11 protein-coding genes and 1 other annotated feature are annotated in these 14,726 nt (G+C 68.9%); of the genes, 6 read left to right on the top strand and 5 right to left on the bottom strand.

Translation table 11 applies throughout. The features are described from left to right. Positions 1-74: 74 nt before the first annotated feature. Positions 75-1,433: a glutamate--tRNA ligase gene (gene gltX / locus ABIE41_RS20910; protein WP_192642158.1), complete on the bottom strand. Its 1,359-nt coding sequence runs from the start codon at positions 1,431-1,433 to the stop codon at positions 75-77. Between the two features lie 126 nt (positions 1,434-1,559). Further along, positions 1,560-1,615: a sequence feature (sul1 is cis-regulatory element that is thought to sense ions involved in sulfur or methionine metabolism; They are found in Alphaproteobacteria), on the top strand. Positions 1,616-1,679: 64 nt separating this feature from the next. Here gltX and ABIE41_RS20915 point away from each other — a divergent pair. Continuing rightward, a complete protein-coding gene (locus tag ABIE41_RS20915; RefSeq protein WP_192642159.1) occupies positions 1,680-3,161 on the top strand; it encodes a SulP family inorganic anion transporter in 1,482 nt (493 codons plus the stop codon). A gap of 18 nt (positions 3,162-3,179) precedes the next feature. On the opposite strand, the gene ABIE41_RS20920 is transcribed toward ABIE41_RS20915, so the two are convergent. Next, positions 3,180-4,805 (bottom strand): nitrilase-related carbon-nitrogen hydrolase, encoded by a 1,626-nt coding sequence (locus ABIE41_RS20920; protein ID WP_192642160.1) that lies wholly within the window; start codon positions 4,803-4,805, stop codon positions 3,180-3,182. Between the two features lie 149 nt (positions 4,806-4,954). On the opposite strand from ABIE41_RS20920, the gene ABIE41_RS20925 reads away from it, so the two are divergent. Then, the gene (locus ABIE41_RS20925; protein ID WP_192642161.1) at positions 4,955-5,842 is read left to right on the top strand and encodes an outer membrane protein; all 888 of its coding nucleotides are present in this window, start codon (positions 4,955-4,957) and stop codon (positions 5,840-5,842) included. An 82-nt stretch (positions 5,843-5,924) separates the two neighbouring features. Here ABIE41_RS20925 and ABIE41_RS20930 read toward each other — a convergent pair whose 3' ends face one another. Beyond that, positions 5,925-7,310 (bottom strand): class II 3-deoxy-7-phosphoheptulonate synthase, encoded by a 1,386-nt coding sequence (locus ABIE41_RS20930; protein ID WP_192642162.1) that lies wholly within the window; start codon positions 7,308-7,310, stop codon positions 5,925-5,927. A gap of 489 nt (positions 7,311-7,799) precedes the next feature. Between ABIE41_RS20930 and ABIE41_RS20935 the strand changes: the two genes are divergently transcribed. Next, positions 7,800-8,834: an alpha/beta hydrolase gene (locus ABIE41_RS20935; RefSeq protein WP_192642163.1), complete on the top strand. Its 1,035-nt coding sequence runs from the start codon at positions 7,800-7,802 to the stop codon at positions 8,832-8,834. Positions 8,835-8,843: 9 nt separating this feature from the next. Here the strand turns inward: ABIE41_RS20935 and gor are convergent, their stop codons facing one another. Together gor and ABIE41_RS20945 are read right to left on the bottom strand one after the other, a co-directional pair. Next, positions 8,844-10,211 carry a glutathione-disulfide reductase gene (gor, locus tag ABIE41_RS20940; RefSeq protein ID WP_192642164.1) on the bottom strand — a complete coding sequence of 456 codons (1,368 nt, stop codon included), beginning with the start codon at positions 10,209-10,211 and terminating at the stop codon, positions 8,844-8,846. A 9-nt stretch (positions 10,212-10,220) separates the two neighbouring features. Then, on the bottom strand, positions 10,221-11,489 hold the full coding sequence (locus tag ABIE41_RS20945; protein WP_192642165.1) for an O-antigen ligase family protein: 1,269 nt from the start codon (positions 11,487-11,489) through the stop codon (positions 10,221-10,223). A gap of 264 nt (positions 11,490-11,753) precedes the next feature. Here ABIE41_RS20945 and ABIE41_RS20950 point away from each other — a divergent pair, with 264 nt between their 5' ends. The 3 genes from ABIE41_RS20950 (at position 11,754) to ABIE41_RS20960 (ending at position 14,725) form a co-directional block, all read left to right on the top strand. Then, a complete protein-coding gene (locus ABIE41_RS20950; RefSeq protein WP_465247122.1) occupies positions 11,754-12,623 on the top strand; it encodes a Bug family tripartite tricarboxylate transporter substrate binding protein in 870 nt (289 codons plus the stop codon). Between the two features lie 109 nt (positions 12,624-12,732). Then, positions 12,733-13,212 carry a tripartite tricarboxylate transporter TctB family protein gene (locus tag ABIE41_RS20955; protein ID WP_192642167.1) on the top strand — a complete coding sequence of 160 codons (480 nt, stop codon included), beginning with the start codon at positions 12,733-12,735 and terminating at the stop codon, positions 13,210-13,212. A 13-nt stretch (positions 13,213-13,225) separates the two neighbouring features. Further along, positions 13,226-14,725: a tripartite tricarboxylate transporter permease gene (locus ABIE41_RS20960; protein ID WP_192642168.1), complete on the top strand. Its 1,500-nt coding sequence runs from the start codon at positions 13,226-13,228 to the stop codon at positions 14,723-14,725. The last annotated feature ends 1 nt before the right edge of the window (position 14,726 follow it).

The raw sequence follows: 14,726 nt of genomic DNA on the forward strand, positions 1-14,726 counted from the left end.
TCGCAAACCCGTACCTACTGGTCATGAGATTCTCGGGTCGCTGCCTTGCAGCGCCCGAGAATGACGGTCGGCCTTCAGGCGCTCTCGCCCTTGAGGCGCCGCAGCGCCTTGTCCCGCCCGATCAGCGGCAGCAGCGCCGCCAGCTCGGGTCCGTGGTCCTGTGCGGTCAGGGCCTGGCGCAGCGGCATGAACAGCGCCTTGCCCTTGGTCCCGGTCGCGGCCTGGACGGCGGCCGTCCAGCTCTTCCAGGTCGTCGCGTCGAAGGGTTCCGGCGGCAGCAGGGAAGCGGCCGTTTCGGCGAAACTTTCGTCCGCGACGACGGGCCGGATCGGCCCGCGCACGACGTCGTCCCACAGCCGCGCCTCGTCGAGCTTCGAGAGGTTGCCGCGGATCGCCAGCCAGAACGGCTCCGCCCCGCCGATGCCCAGCTCTGCCAGCCGCGGCGCGACCGCCGCATAGGGCAGTTGATGCAGCGTGCGGGCGCTCAGCGTGTCGAGATCGTGCTCGTCGAACTTGGCCGGGGCGCGCGAGACATGGGCGAGATCGACCAAACCCGCCAGCTCGTCGAGGCTGGCGACCGGGCGCACCGCATCGGAGGAGCCTGTCAGCGTGGCCAGCGCCGCCACCGCCAGCGGCTCGACGCCGGCTTCGCGCAGCCCGCGCAGCGAGAGATGGCCGAGGCGCTTCGAGAGCCCCTCGCCGCTCGCCGTGGTCAGAAGATTGTGGTGTCCGAAGGCCGGCAGCGCCGCACCCAGCGCCTGGAAGATCTGGATATGGACCGCCGTGTTGGTGACGTGGTCCTCGCCGCGGATGATGTGGGTCACGCCGGTCGCCGCATCGTCCACCACCGAGGGCAGATGGTAGAGATAGCTGCCGTCCTCACGGATCAGCACCTGGTCGGAGAGCGAGGCGCAGTCGACATGGGCGTCGCCACGGATCAGATCGGTCCAGGCGACAACGCGCGGCTCCAGCAGGAAGCGCCAATGCGGCCGGCGCCCTTCCGCCTCGAGCTTCGCCCGGTCCTCGGCGGTGAGCTTCAGCGCGGCGCGGTCGTAGATCGGCGGCAGGCCGCGGGCGAGCTGGCGCTTGCGGCGCCGTTCGAGCTCGTCGGCGGTTTCGTAGCAGGGGTAGAGGCGGCCCGCGGCGCGCAGATCCTCCGCCGCGGCATCGTAGAGCGAGAGGCGCTGCGACTGGCTGATGACGAGATCGGGGACGATGCCGAGCCAGGCGAGATCCTCCGCGATAGCGGCGGCATATTCCGGCTTCGAACGCGCGAGATCGGTGTCGTCGAAGCGCAGCATGAAGCGGCCGGCATGGCGCCGGGCATAGAGCCCGTTGAACAGGGCCGAGCGGGCATTGCCGATGTGCAGATAGCCCGTCGGCGACGGGGCGAAGCGCAGGAGCGGCGGGCGGGAAGGCGCGGGGCTGGTCATGGCGGCGCTTATGGCGCTTTTGGCCGGCAGCGACAATCGCCCGCGCGGCCATGTGCGGGGAGCATGGTGCAGCGCGCCCGCATCTCTTGCAGCGCAGCATGATCCATGACTGAATAAGAGTATTCGAACGGACCCGGTGAAAATCCGGGTGGCTCTTCCGGCCGCCGATCCGCCGGACAACCCAACTGCCGATCCGCCTGAAGCCTGCGCAATCGCCGCGGGTTCCGATCGCTCATGGGTTCCTCAATGACAGCACTCTCCGCTTATCGCCGTGAATGGTTCTCCAACATCCGGGGCGACGTCCTCTCCGGCATCGTCGTGGCGCTTGCCCTGATTCCGGAGGCCATCGGCTTCTCGGTCATCGCCGGCGTCGACCCCAAGGTCGGCCTCTTCGCCTCCTTCGCCATCGCCTGCGTCTCCGCCGTGGTCGGCGGCCGGCCGGGGATGATCTCGGCGGCCACCGCTGCCACTGCCGTCCTCATGGTCACGCTCGTCAAGGAGCATGGCCTGCCCTATCTCTTCGCCGCGACGATCCTGATGGGGCTGATCCAGCTCGGTGCCGGCGCGCTTCGGCTCGGACGCCTGATGAGCTTTGTCTCGCGCTCGGTCATCACCGGCTTCGTCAACGCGCTCGCGATCCTGATCTTCATGGCGCAGCTGCCGGAGCTGATCGGTGTTCCTACGCTCACCTATGCGATGATCGCGGCCGGACTCGGGATCATCTACCTCTTCCCCTATCTGACCAAGGCGATCCCCTCCCCGCTCGTGGCGATCGCCGTGCTGACGGCGCTGGCCTGGGGCTTCGGGCTCGATCTGCGCCGTGTCGGCGATCTCGGTGAGCTGCCCTCGACATTGCCAGTCTTCGCGCTGCCGCAGGTGCCGCTGACCTTCGAGACACTGCGGATCATTTTTCCGTATTCGGTCGCGCTGGCGGCGGTGGGGCTGCTGGAGTCGCTGCTGACGGCGCAGATCGTCGACGACATGACCGAGACGACCAGCAACAAGAGCCAGGAATGCTACGGCCAGGGCGCGAGCAACATCGCCTCGGCGCTGATCGGCGGCATGGGCGGCTGCGCCATGATCGGCCAGTCGGTGATCAACGTGACCTCGGGCGGGCGCGGACGACTCTCGACCTTCATCGCCGGCGCCTTCCTGCTCTTCCTGATCCTCGTGCTTGACGATCTCGTCCGCATCATTCCGATGGCGGCGCTGGTCGCGGTGATGATCATAGTCTCGATCGGCACCTTCTCATGGCGCTCGATCCTCGACCTGCGCAGCAACCCGCTGCCCTCCTCCATCGTGATGCTGGCGACGGTGACGACCGTGGTGGCGACGCATGATCTCGCCAAAGGTGTGCTCGTCGGCGTGCTGCTCTCGGGCGTGTTCTTCGCCGGCAAGGTCGCGCGGCTCGTCGCCGTCGAGAGGGGCGACAGCGCGGACGGCACGGCCGCGACCTATGTGGTGCGCGGCCAGATCTTCTTCGCCTCGGTCGAGAGCTTCCTGCGCGGCTTTTCGTTCGAGGAGCGGCCGGCGCGCGTCACCATCGACCTGACCCATGCGCATTTCTGGGACATTTCGGCGATCGGCGCGCTCGACAAGGTCGTGCTGCGCCTCCGCAAAAACGGGGCGGAGGTCGAGGTGCTCGGCCTCAACGAGGCCAGCGCGACGATGGTCGACCGCTTCGGGCGGCACGACAAGGCGGATACGGGCGCAGCGCCGGTCCACTGAAGGCCGGGTGCGCCGGCTTCAGAAATCGATGCTGTCTGCGCCCGGGCGCCCGATGCCGCGCACCAGCGTGGCGTCCGGCTCATTGGCCGGTTCGCCGCGATCGACGAAGCCGTGGCGGACCGCGGCCTCATCGAGGCTCTCGGTGAGCCTGATCCGGGGCGCAGCGCGCCGGGGATCGGCAGCCGAGCGCTGCTCTTCCTGAAGCGCCATGACGGTCGCCGCGTCGTGGCCTGCTGCGACGATCTCGGCGATGCGCTGTCCGGCTGCGAGCGCGGACAGGATCGCGTCCCGCGGCTGCTCTTCCGGCGCCACCGGGAGGGCGGGGAGCAGCAGGCGGTCGGGCCCCAGCGCGCCCACAGGCTTCCAGCCACGACGCAGTTCCAGCAGGCGGTCGATCTCAGCCGGTGAGAGATCGCCAACGGGATTCAGATCGCCGATGACGGCAGCCGCTCCGGACGCCCCGAACCGGGGTGACGGCGCGAGCAGGGTGCGGTCCATCCCTCGCGCGAGGGCGGTCAGAAGGGCCGCGCGGGCCACGTCCATCCGATCCGGCGTGGCCTGGGCGCCGGAGGCCGGCAAGGCCACGTCGAGCGCCCCGATCAGGCCCGCCATGGGCATCGTCCGCGCGGCCAGCCCCAGCACGGCCGCGGTCGCCGCGGCATCGGCCGGCGCGGCCTCGCCGGGCTCGCCCCCGGCCAGCAGGACGGCCTCGACCCGCTTCGGCCCCAGCGCATCCACCGCCAGGGCGGCGCAGAGCGCGCTGGCGGAGTTGGAGAGCTCGAGAACGGCGCCAGTCGCCCGCGTCAGGCGGACATGCTCGCGCAGGCCGAGCATGCAGGCAGCATAATCGGCCTCGTCGCCGGTTTCGATCGCAGCGACCTCGCCCGGCTCACTCGTCCAGACGCCGTCGCGACGAATCCATTGTGTGACGACGAGCGTTTCGCGGAAGGCCGGCAGATGATGCGTCAGGCTGCGGTCCGCAGCGAGGACGAAGGAGGCGCCATCGCAGACACCCGCCTTCCCTGCGCCCACGGCGTTGAGCCAGACCAGCGGCAGGTCCGTCTCGACGACGCGTGCCACGGCGCGGTTCAGGCGCCGGTCGGCGCCGCCCCGTCGGTAGAGCGCAGCGTCGCAAGCCAGCAGCAGCTCGGCGCCGGTCTCGGCGAGGCATTCCGGGACCTCCTCGTCGGCGAGATCCTCACCCGGGACGAGGCCGAGGCGGAGAAGGCCGCGGAAGGGCACCGGGCCGGGCAGCGGCCCCGGCCGGAAGGCGCTCGCGCCCGCTTCGCCGATCCGGACCTTGAAGCGGACGGCCTGAATGACGCCGCCATCGAGGAGGGCCTGGGCATCGTAGAGGGCGCCGCCCTCGACCCAGGGCAGGCCGAGCAGCAGGGCCGGCCCACCATCGACGGTCTCGCGCGCCAGATCCTCGCAGGCCCGACGGCAGGCATCGAGGAAGGCAGGGCGATGCACCAGCCCCCCCGCTGCTCCACCGGCGAGAACGCCGTCGGGAAACAGCACGAGATCGGCCCCCGCCGCAGCAGCACGTCCCCGGGCGGCGCGCACGCATTCGGCATTGCCCGCCACGTCACCGAGGAGCGGGCTCGTCTGCGCGAGAGCGAGGCGGAAGGAGCGGTCGGTCATGGCGGGGCTGTAGCGCGGCCCCGCCGGGCGAGCAACGCCGACGGGCCGGCACCGCGGCACGGGCTTAACCTGACGTTAGGGTTAAGCGCGCATGAATCAGGAACGAGCCGCTCCTGCAAGATCGCCGGCCGTCGTTCGGAGAAACGACCATGCGTACCCGCCTCATTCATCGACCGGCCGCAGCTCTGGCCGCCGCCCTGCTGGCCGGCGTCGCGACCGCCCCGGGCGCCGCCCTGGCGGCCGACTACCCGGTGCTGCGTGGATCGCAGATCGACGACGCTCCGCCTGCGCCGGAATTCGACAGCAACACGAAGTGGTCCGGCTTCTATTTCGGCGGCGGTGCGGGCCTATCCGACACCAAGTTCAAGCCCGGCAACGGCCTGCAGACGCTGGCGAACTACGCCTACCGCAACACGCTTCTCGGCTCCGAGGCCAATCTCGGCTCTCTGGTGGGCAACCTGCCCTCCAAGCGCGACAGCGGCTCGACCTTCTTCGGCTTCGCCGGCTACAACTTCGCCTTCGGCGACGTGGTTCTCGGTCTCGAGGCGGACTATACCAAATCCGGCCACGAGTACCTGATCAGCGACTTCATCGGTCGCCGCTTCACGACCTCGGACGGCACACTCAACGACATCAGCATGACGACCCGGAATGGCGCGCAGTTGCAGGACTATGCCACGGCGCGCGTCCGCATGGGCTGGGCCTATGGCCGGATCATGCCCTATGCGACGGTCGGCGGCGCGCTCGGGCGCTTCGATACGACCTCGACGATCGATGCCACATGGCGCTTCACCCGCATCAACCCGGTCTCGGGAGCTCTCGAGAACAATCTCGTCGCCGCGGGCTATCCGCTGCGGGTCGGCGAGACCAAGCGCAACGTCTATGGCTTCGGCCTCTCGGCGGGTGCGGGCATCGACATGGCGCTGACGGACAACCTCTTCCTGCGCGCCGAATACCAGATCATCCGCTTCGCCGATGTCGAGGGCACCTCGACGACGGTGAACACCGGGCGCGTGGCGGCCGGCCTGAAGTTCTGACGCAGCAACATCCTCTTCGAAGCAAAAAGGCCGGGGCGATGCGCCCCGGCCTTTTCATTTCAACCCCGAGACGGGTGGCCGATCACTCGGCCGCCTCGACCTCCGGCCGGGCGCGGCCGGCGCGCTCGCGCTTCACCAACTCCGCCACGAGGAAGGCCAGCTCCAGCGCCTGCTCGGCGTTGAGGCGCGGATCACAGACCGTGTGGTAGCGGTCGTTGAGATCCGCATCGGTCATGCCGCGAGCGCCGCCGGTGCACTCGGTGACGTTCTTGCCGGTCATCTCCAGATGCAGGCCGCCGGCATGGGTGCCCTCGGCCTGGTGGACGGCGAAGAAGTTCTTCACCTCAGTCATGATCAGGTCGAAGGGGCGGGTCTTGTAGCCGCTGGCGGCCTTGACCGTGTTGCCGTGCATCGGGTCGCAGGACCAGACGACGTTGCGCCCTTCCCGCTTGGTGGCACGCACCAGGGCCGGGAGGTTGTCGAAGACCTTGTCGGCGCCGAAACGGCCGATCAGCGTCAGGCGCCCGGCCTGGTTCTGCGGATCGAGCACGTCGATCAGCTTGAGCAGGCCGTCGACCGTGGTCGAGGGGCCGCATTTCAGGCCGATCGGATTGCGGATGCCGCGGAAGAACTCGACATGGGCGTGATCGAGCTGGCGCGTGCGGTCGCCGATCCAGACCATGTGGCCGGAGGTGTCGTACCAGTCGCCCGTCGTCGAATCGACGCGGGTCATGGCCTGCTCGTAGCCGAGCAGCAGCGCCTCATGGCTGGTGTAGAAGTCCGTCGAGCGCATCTCGGGGTGCGTCTCGGGGTCGATGCCGATCGCGCGCATGAAGTCGAGAGCCTCGGTGATGCGCTCGGCGACCTCGTTGTAGCGCGAGGAGGCCGGGGCATCCTTGACGAAGCCGAGCATCCAGCGATGCGCGTTGTCGAGGTTGGCGTAGCCGCCCGTGGCGAAGGCGCGCAGAAGGTTCAGCGTCGCCGCCGACTGTCTGTAGGCCTCGAGCTGGCGGCGCGGATCGGGAATGCGCGCTTCCGGCGTGAAGGCGTTGTCGTTGACGATGTCGCCCTTGTAGCTCGGCAGCTCGACGCCGCCGATCGTCTCCGTCGGAGCTGAGCGCGGTTTCGCGAACTGGCCGGCGATGCGCCCGACCTTCACCACGGGCGAGCCGCCGGCGAAGGTCAGCACCACCGCCATCTGCAGGAAGAGCCGGAAGAAATCGCGGATGTTGTCGGCCGAGTGCTCGCCGAAGCTCTCGGCGCAGTCTCCACCCTGGAGCAGGAAGGCCTCGCCGTTTGCGACTTTCGCGAGGGCCTTCTTCAGCTTGCGCGCCTCACCCGCAAAAACGAGCGGCGGAAAGCCGGCGAGCTGCTGCTCGACCGCCCTCAGGGCTGCCTGGTCCGGATAATCCGGGATCTGCTGGACGGGCTTGGCCCTCCAGCTCTCGGGCGTCCACCGCTCCGACATGGGTCCTGCTCCTGACTTCGCTCGCGCGGGTTAACCTCTTCGAAAGCGCGAAGGCGCGCCTATACACCTATGGCGCCGCGAAGGCCACCATGGCGAGCGAGCCCCACCGCGCCGACGCAACGCCCTTTATGGTTAGCGAAAGCTGAATCGATCCAGCCGCTTGCCGGCAGCGGCTCGCAAATCGATTCCGCTTGGTCACAGCGCAGATGAAGACGATGAAGCGCCGGCTGAACGGGTTCGACCCCTGATTCAACGCCGATGGCGTGGGTCGTACAGCTGTTGCAGTCGGGCCGGCGCGATCTCCGTGCGGCCGAAATTGTCAGCGCCGGCGAGGGCCATCCCGTCGCCAGACCGGGGGATGCCGGGGCGGCATGGGCCCATTCCAGAGGCGCCGGCTCGAAGCCACGCCCGATGCTTGCCAGCCCGGAAACCGGCTCCTAGCCTCTCCCCACAGACGCCGCGATCAGAGCGTCATGGAGGACTACGCCGATGCCTTTCCGCTCATTCGCCGCTGCCGTGGCGCTCACCCTCGCCACCGCCGGCGCCGCACCGGCCGAGGAGCCCTTGGCCCTGCGCGGCATGGGTTCTTTCCATGTCGGCGGCAAGCTGGTCGAGATCTCGGGCCGGCCCGTGAAGGATGTGGTGTTCACGCCCGGCGGCACGCCGGCGCGGGTCGATCCGAACGGCACCTACCAGACCGGGCAGATGTATGTGCAGTACTTCCTGCCGCAGAACGAGCGCGGTTCGGTTCCGCTGCTGCTCTGGCACGGCGGCGGCATGACCGGCGTGAATTACGAGTCAACGCCTGACGGGCGCCGGGGCTGGCTCGAGTTCTTCCTGCGCAAAGGCTGGGCGGTCTACAATTCCGATGCGGTCGAGCGCGGCCGGTCCGGTTGGGCGATGTACCCAGACGTCATCCCCGGGGAGCCGGTCTTCCTGACGACGGCCAATCCGTTCGAACGGTTCCGGATCGGCGACGGCGCCAACAGCTACAATGCCGATCCTTCCAAGCGGAAATACCTCGCCGGGAGCCAGTTCCCGCCGGATGGCTACGACAACTTCGTCAAGCAGATCGTGCCGCGCTGGACGTCGACCGACCAGATGATCATCGACGCCTATATCGCCAAGGTCGACAAGGTCTGCCCCTGCGTGATCGCCTTCCACAGCCAGTCGGGCCAGTTCGGCTTCAAGGTAGCGCAGGCGCGGCCCGACAAGGTGAAGGCGCTGATCGCGGTCGAGCCCGCGGGGATCGGCGACCCCGCCAGGGCCGATGTCCTCAAGGACATCCCCGTCCTGATGGTCTATGGCGACTATATCGAGCAGGACGCGCGCTGGCCGGCGATCCGCAAGACGGGCACCGATTTTGGCGACAAGATCCGGGCCGCGGGCGGCTCGGTCGACGTGGTCAATCTCCCGACCGTCGGCATCAAGGGCAATTCCCACATGATGATGCTCGACAAGAACAATCTGGAGGTCGCCCAGCTGATCCAGGACTGGCTCGCCAAGAAGGGGCTCGTCCGGTAGCGAGCGGCCCTACCCCGCCCGCGGCGTCCGCATCGTCACCAGTTCTTCGGCCGCGCTCGGATGCAGCGCGATGGTGCGGTCGAAATCGGCCTTGGTCGCGCCCATCGTCACGGCGATGGCGACGGCCTGGATGATCTCGCCGGCGTCATGGCCGAGGATGTGGACGCCGAGCACCTTGTCGGTCTGCGCGTCGACGACGAGCTTCATGTAGACGCGCTCGTTGCGGCCCGAGATCGTCGCCTTCATCGGCCGGAAGCCGGATTCGAAGATCCGCAACTCGTGGCCGGCCGCTGCGGCCTGGACCTCGGAAAGGCCGACCGTCCCGATTTCCGGGGTGGTGAAGACCGCCGAGGCGATCATGCCATGGCTCATCCGCCAGGGCTTGTTGCCGAAGGTTGAGTCGGCGAAGGCGTGGCCCTCGCGGATCGCGACCGGGGTCAGGTTGACGCGGTTGGTAACGTCGCCGACCGCGTGGATCGACGGCACGCTGCTGGCGGAATCGTCATCGACCAGAACCTCGCCCAGCGGGCCGAGCTCGACGCCGGCCTCGGCGAGGCCGAGCCCCGCCGTGTTGGGACGGCGACCTGTCGCGACGAGCACGACATCGGCATCGATCGGCTCGCCGCTGGCGCAATGGGCACGGCGGGTGCCGTCCGGCAGCAGCTCGATGCGGCCGACCGTGCAGCCAAGACGGAAGTGGATGCCGGCTTGTTCGAGCGCGTCGCGCAGGCGATTGCGGATGTCCTCGTCGAAACCGCGCAGCACGTTGTCGCCGCGGTGGAGCACCGTGACCTCGACGCCAAGGCGAACGAAGAGGCTGGCGAATTCGAGCGCGATGTAGCCGCCGCCGACGACGAGCATGCGCTTCGGCAGGCTCGGCAGATGGAAGATCTCGTTGGAGGAAATGCCGAGCTCGCCGCCGGGAATAGGCGGATCGAAGGCCGGCCAGCCGCCCGTGGCGACAAGGATGTGACGGGCACGAATCGTCTCGCCGCTTTTGGCGAGGCGCACGGTGTGGGCATCGACGACGGTGGCGCGCTCCTCGCGGATGGTGACGCCCGCGCCGTTCAGCCCCTTGCGGTAGAGGCCGGAGAGGCGGGTGACCTCGTTGCCGACGGCGTCGCGCAGGGTCGGCCAGTCGAAGACCGGCTTCTGAACCGTCCAGCCGAAGCCCGCGGCGTCCTCGACATCCTCGGCGAAGCGGCTGGCATAGACGAAGAGCTTCTTGGGCACGCAGCCGCGGATGACGCAGGTGCCGCCGATGCGATCCTCCTCCGCGATCATGACGCGGGCGCCATGGCCGGCGGCGATACGGGCGGCCCGGGTTCCGCCGGAGCCGGCCCCGATGACGAAGAGATCGACGTCGAATTCAGCCATGATGTCCTCTTACGCCCCGCGATCATCGGCATCGGAGCCGACCGGCAGCCGATAGAGCCATAGCGCCGCCATGGTCAGCGCCGCAATCCACCAGCCCTGCCAGGCGCCATGCGCCACCGCGGCCACGGCGAAGGCCGAGGCGAAAAGCGCGAGCCGCGGCGCCAGATCCGCGGCCGCCAACCGCTTCAGCCGCAGCAGCAGGGCAAGCCCGGCGAAGGCGAGCAGCGCGACACCGACCGCGCCGGTCTCGGTCCAGGCCTGCAGCGGCGCATTGTGCGGGTGGCCCACGGCCAGCAACGCGCGACGCGGCGGCGAGACCTCGGCGGCAACGGGGTGGCGGTCGAGCGTCGGCGAGGTGCCGAAGCCGCTGCCGCGGATCGGCCGGGCCAGCGTCGCCTCCCCAAAGGAGAGCCAGATGTCGACACGGTCGCGCGAATGCGAATTGGCAAGACGCTCGTGGAGCGCGGGCGGCAGCAATGCGTCGCCCAGGCGCCCGACGACGGGGGCCAGCACCATCGTCGCGACGAAGCCCAGAGCCACCGCAGCGAGCGCGAGGCGGGGGGCCAGGCGTGCGAGCACCGCGACGACCGCCATGACGAGCACGCCCAGACCGGCCGCACCGCTCTCCGACCCCAGGCAGGCCCAGGCGACCGCGAGGACGAGAAGGACCGCCAGCGCCCCGTTCCAGCGCTGCGACGACCGGTGGCCAAACAGCGCCGCGAAGGCAACAGGCGCCAGGACCAGGCAGGTCAGCACCGGACGATTGAAGACGTAGGTGACCTGGCGACCGATATCGAGGGCGCGCCGGAGCGCCAGCCCCGTCGCGAGTTCCGCCATCATCAGCAGCGCCGCCGCGGCGACGGCGATCGCCAGGCCACGGCCAAGGGCCGGACTCGGGCGGAACCGGCCGGAGGCGGCGATCGCCGCGCCACAGGCGAGCGGCAGCGCGAATTCGCCCCACGCGGCCAGGCTCGGCAGTGGCCGATGGCTCCAGGCGATCGTGGCGAGGGACCAGAGCAGGAAGCCGGACAGAGCAAGGCCGATCGGGCTTCGCAGCAGGAGCCCGGCGCGCCGGACCAGGGGGCGCCAGCCTTCGCCCGCTACGACCGCCGCGCAGAAGGCCCCGGCCGCCAGGGCCAGCACCAGCGGCGCGGAGCGGTTGGCGATCCACATGGCGAGCGGCAGCGAGACCAGAAGACCCGCGCCCAGCGCCGCGAGCCGCTCCGGCACCCGTCCGCCGGCCGGATGCGTCGCAAGGGAAGGGATCGGCTGGTTCATGCGCCAGCGCTTACGCCATCGTCGGACCGAGGACTAGGGGCGCGCGCGGCCGGCGATTTGTCTTGACTCCGGATTGATCAATCAGGCGCAATTGACGGCGTGCGCGGCGAAGTGCCACTGGCGAACGTCGCCCAAAAATCGCGCGGTTCAATCCGCGAGCGGAGGAAATACATGCTGACATCCCTTCTCAAGCGCTGTGCTGTCACCGCCGTCGCGGTGGCCGGCCTGTCGACGGCCGCCTTCGCCCAGCTCGAACTCAAGATCATGGCGCCCGCAGCCCCCGGCGGCGGCTGGGACGGCACGGCGCGCTCGATGCAGCAGGCGCTGACGGCGTCGGGCATCGCCAAGAGCGTGCAGGTCGCCAACGTCACGGGCGCCGGCGGCACGATCGGGCTCGCGCAGCTGATCAACGCCAAGGGCGATGGCAACCAGCTGATGGTCAACGGCTTCGTCATGGTCGGCGCGATCCTGCTGAACAAGTCGCCGGTGAACCTGACGCAGGTGACGCCGATCGCGCGGCTGACGGCCGAGGCGCTGGTCATCGTCGTGCCGACGGAGTCGCCGATCAAGAACGCCAAGGACCTCGCCGAGCGCGTCAAGGCCGATCCGGCCAAGGTGACTTGGGCCGGCGGCTCGGCCGGCGGTGCCGACCATATCCTGGCCGCGCTCTTCGCCGAGGCCGCCGGCGGCGACCCGAAGAAGATCAACTACATCCCCTTCTCGGGTGGTGGTGAGGCTCTCGCCGCCATGCTCGGTGGGCGCGTGACCGCCGGCATCTCCGGCTATGGCGAGTTCGAAGGCCAGATCAAGGCCGGCAAGCTGCGCGTGGTCGGCGTCTCCTCCTCGAAGCGTCTCGACAACGCCCCCGACGCGCCGACCCTCAAGGAAGGCGGCGTCAATCTCGAGCTGATGAACTGGCGCTCGGTCGTCGCCCCTCCGGGCCTCTCGGCCGACCAGACCAAAAACCTCTCGGACACCGTCGCAAAGATGGTCAAGTCGAAGGAATGGGCCGAGATCCTCAAGGCCCGCGGCTGGGACGACGCCTATCTCGGCGGCGCCGAATTCGACGCGTTCCTGAAGGCCGAGCAGACGCGCGTCACCAAGGTGATGACGGATGTCGGCCTGGTGAAGTAAGCGCGGCGCATCGCGAGCAAGACCAGGGGGCCGGGGACCGGCCCCCTTTTTTTCCCCTCCACCCCGTCTCCACTGCCCCGCAGATCGAACCGTCGATGATGGATACGCCATGACGAACGATGCCCCGTCACGCGGCGCCGACCGGCCCGCCCTCCTCGTCGGCCTGCTGCTGCTCGCCCTCGCCGGCGTCGTCTATTACGACGCCTCGCAGCAGACGATCACCTCGAATTACGGTCTCGGCCCCACCGCCATGCCGCTGGTGGCCTGCTGCGGTCTCGTCATCCTCGGCCTCGCGCATCTCGTCGTCGCCTTCAAGGGCGGGCTGCCGAAGCCGGAGGCGGCCGATGCCGGCGCGCTGCTGTGGATCGTCGGCGGCCTCGCCGGCCTCATCCTCTGCATCGCCACAGGCGCCGGCTTCGTGATCGCGATCACGATCCTCTTCGCCTGCACGGCGCGCGGCTTCGGCCGGCGGGCGCTGGCGGTCGATGCCGCCATCGGCTTCGTGCTCGGCCTCGTCATCTTCCTCGTCTTCGCCAAGCTCCTGACCCTGCTGCTGCCGGCCGGGCCGCTCGAACGTCTGTTCCTCTGAGGAGCGCCGGCCCATGGACACCCTCGTCTCGCTTCTGAACGGCTTCGGCGTCGCGCTCGAGCCCTCCAAGCTGATGTTCTGCCTGATCGGCGTCTTCCTCGGCACCGCCGTGGGCGTGTTGCCGGGTATCGGCCCAGCGCTGACGGTCGCGCTTTTGCTGCCCGTGACCTTCAAGCTCGATCCCGCCGGATCGCTGATCATGTTCGCCGGCATCTATTACGGCGGCATGTATGGCGGCTCGACGACCGCGATCCTGCTCAACGCACCAGGCGAGAGCGCCTCGCTCGCAACCGCGCTCGAAGGCTCCAAGATGGCCAAGGCCGGCCGCGGCGGCCCTGCCCTGGCCACCGCCGCGATCGGCTCCTTCGTCGCCGGTCTCATCGCCACGATCGGGCTCGCCTTCCTCGCGCCCTGGCTGGTCGAGGTCGCGATCAAGTTCGGTCCCTGGGACTATTTCGCGCTGATGATCGTGGCCTTTGTCACGGTCTCGGCGACCTTCGGCGATTCGCCCCTGCGCGGGCTCACCAGCCTGTTCCTCGGGATCACGCTAGGCCTCGTCGGCATCGACAAGCTGACCGGCCAGGCGCGACTGACCTTCGGCGTGCCGGAGCTGCTCAACGGCATCGAGGTGACGACGCTGGCGGTCGGCCTCTTTGCGGTCGGCGAAGCGCTCTTCGTCGCCTCCAAGCGCTTCCGCGATCCCGAGGAGATCATCCCGATCAAGGGCTCGCTGTGGATGAGCAAACAGGACTGGAAGCGCTCCTGGGCGCCGTGGCTGCGCGGCACGGCCTATGGCTTCCCGATCGGCGCGCTGCCGGCAGGCGGGGCCGAGGTGCCGACCTTCCTGAGCTATTCGACCGAGAAGAAGCTCTGCAAATATCCAGACGAGTTCGGCAAGGGCGCGATCGAGGGCGTGGCGGGGCCGGAAGCGGCCAACAACGCCTCTGCTGCGGGCACGCTGGTGCCGCTGCTGACGCTCGGCCTGCCGACCTCGGCGACGGCCGCGATCATGCTGGCGGGCTTCCAGCAATACGGGCTCAACCCCGGCCCGCTGCTTTTTGCGGAGAAGCCGGATCTGGTCTGGGGCCTGATCGCCTCGCTGTTCATCGCCAACGTCATGCTGGTGATCCTGAACCTGCCACTGATCGGGCTCTGGGTGAAGCTGCTCGCCGTGCCGCAGCCCTGGCTCTATGCCGGCATCCTCGTCTTCGCGACGATGGGCACGCTCGCGGTCAACGCCTCGCCGGTCGAGCTCGGCATGCTCTTCCTCTTCGGCTATCTCGGCTATCTGATGCGGCGCTACGATTATCCGGTCGCGCCGATGGTCGTCGGGCTGATCCTGGGGCCGATGGCGGAGGCGCAGCTGCGCCGGGCTCTCCAGATCAGCCTCGGCGATCCGATGATCCTGCTGGAGAACCCGATCTCGGCGACGCTGCTGGGCCTGGCCTTCGTCGCGCTGGTGGCGCCCTTCGTGATGAAGGGATTGAACAAGTTCAAGGCGAGCGAGGACTGAC

Source organism: Bosea sp. OAE506 (assembly GCF_040546595.1).
Taxonomy (GTDB): domain Bacteria; phylum Pseudomonadota; class Alphaproteobacteria; order Rhizobiales; family Beijerinckiaceae; genus Allobosea.

Coding starts and splice junctions, on each gene's coding strand:
- ABIE41_RS20930 (WP_192642162.1), bottom strand. CDS start 7,310: ATGTCGGAGCGGTGGACGCCCGAGAGCTGGAGGGCCAAGCCCGTCCAG.
- ABIE41_RS20925 (WP_192642161.1), top strand. CDS start 4,955: ATGCGTACCCGCCTCATTCATCGACCGGCCGCAGCTCTGGCCGCCGCC.
- gor (WP_192642164.1), bottom strand. CDS start 10,211: ATGGCTGAATTCGACGTCGATCTCTTCGTCATCGGGGCCGGCTCCGGC.
- ABIE41_RS20960 (WP_192642168.1), top strand. CDS start 13,226: ATGGACACCCTCGTCTCGCTTCTGAACGGCTTCGGCGTCGCGCTCGAG.
- ABIE41_RS20955 (WP_192642167.1), top strand. CDS start 12,733: ATGACGAACGATGCCCCGTCACGCGGCGCCGACCGGCCCGCCCTCCTC.
- ABIE41_RS20920 (WP_192642160.1), bottom strand. CDS start 4,805: ATGACCGACCGCTCCTTCCGCCTCGCTCTCGCGCAGACGAGCCCGCTC.
- ABIE41_RS20935 (WP_192642163.1), top strand. CDS start 7,800: ATGCCTTTCCGCTCATTCGCCGCTGCCGTGGCGCTCACCCTCGCCACC.
- gltX (WP_192642158.1), bottom strand. CDS start 1,433: ATGACCAGCCCCGCGCCTTCCCGCCCGCCGCTCCTGCGCTTCGCCCCG.
- ABIE41_RS20950 (WP_465247122.1), top strand. CDS start 11,754: ATGGCGCCCGCAGCCCCCGGCGGCGGCTGGGACGGCACGGCGCGCTCG.
- ABIE41_RS20915 (WP_192642159.1), top strand. CDS start 1,680: ATGACAGCACTCTCCGCTTATCGCCGTGAATGGTTCTCCAACATCCGG.
- ABIE41_RS20945 (WP_192642165.1), bottom strand. CDS start 11,489: ATGAACCAGCCGATCCCTTCCCTTGCGACGCATCCGGCCGGCGGACGG.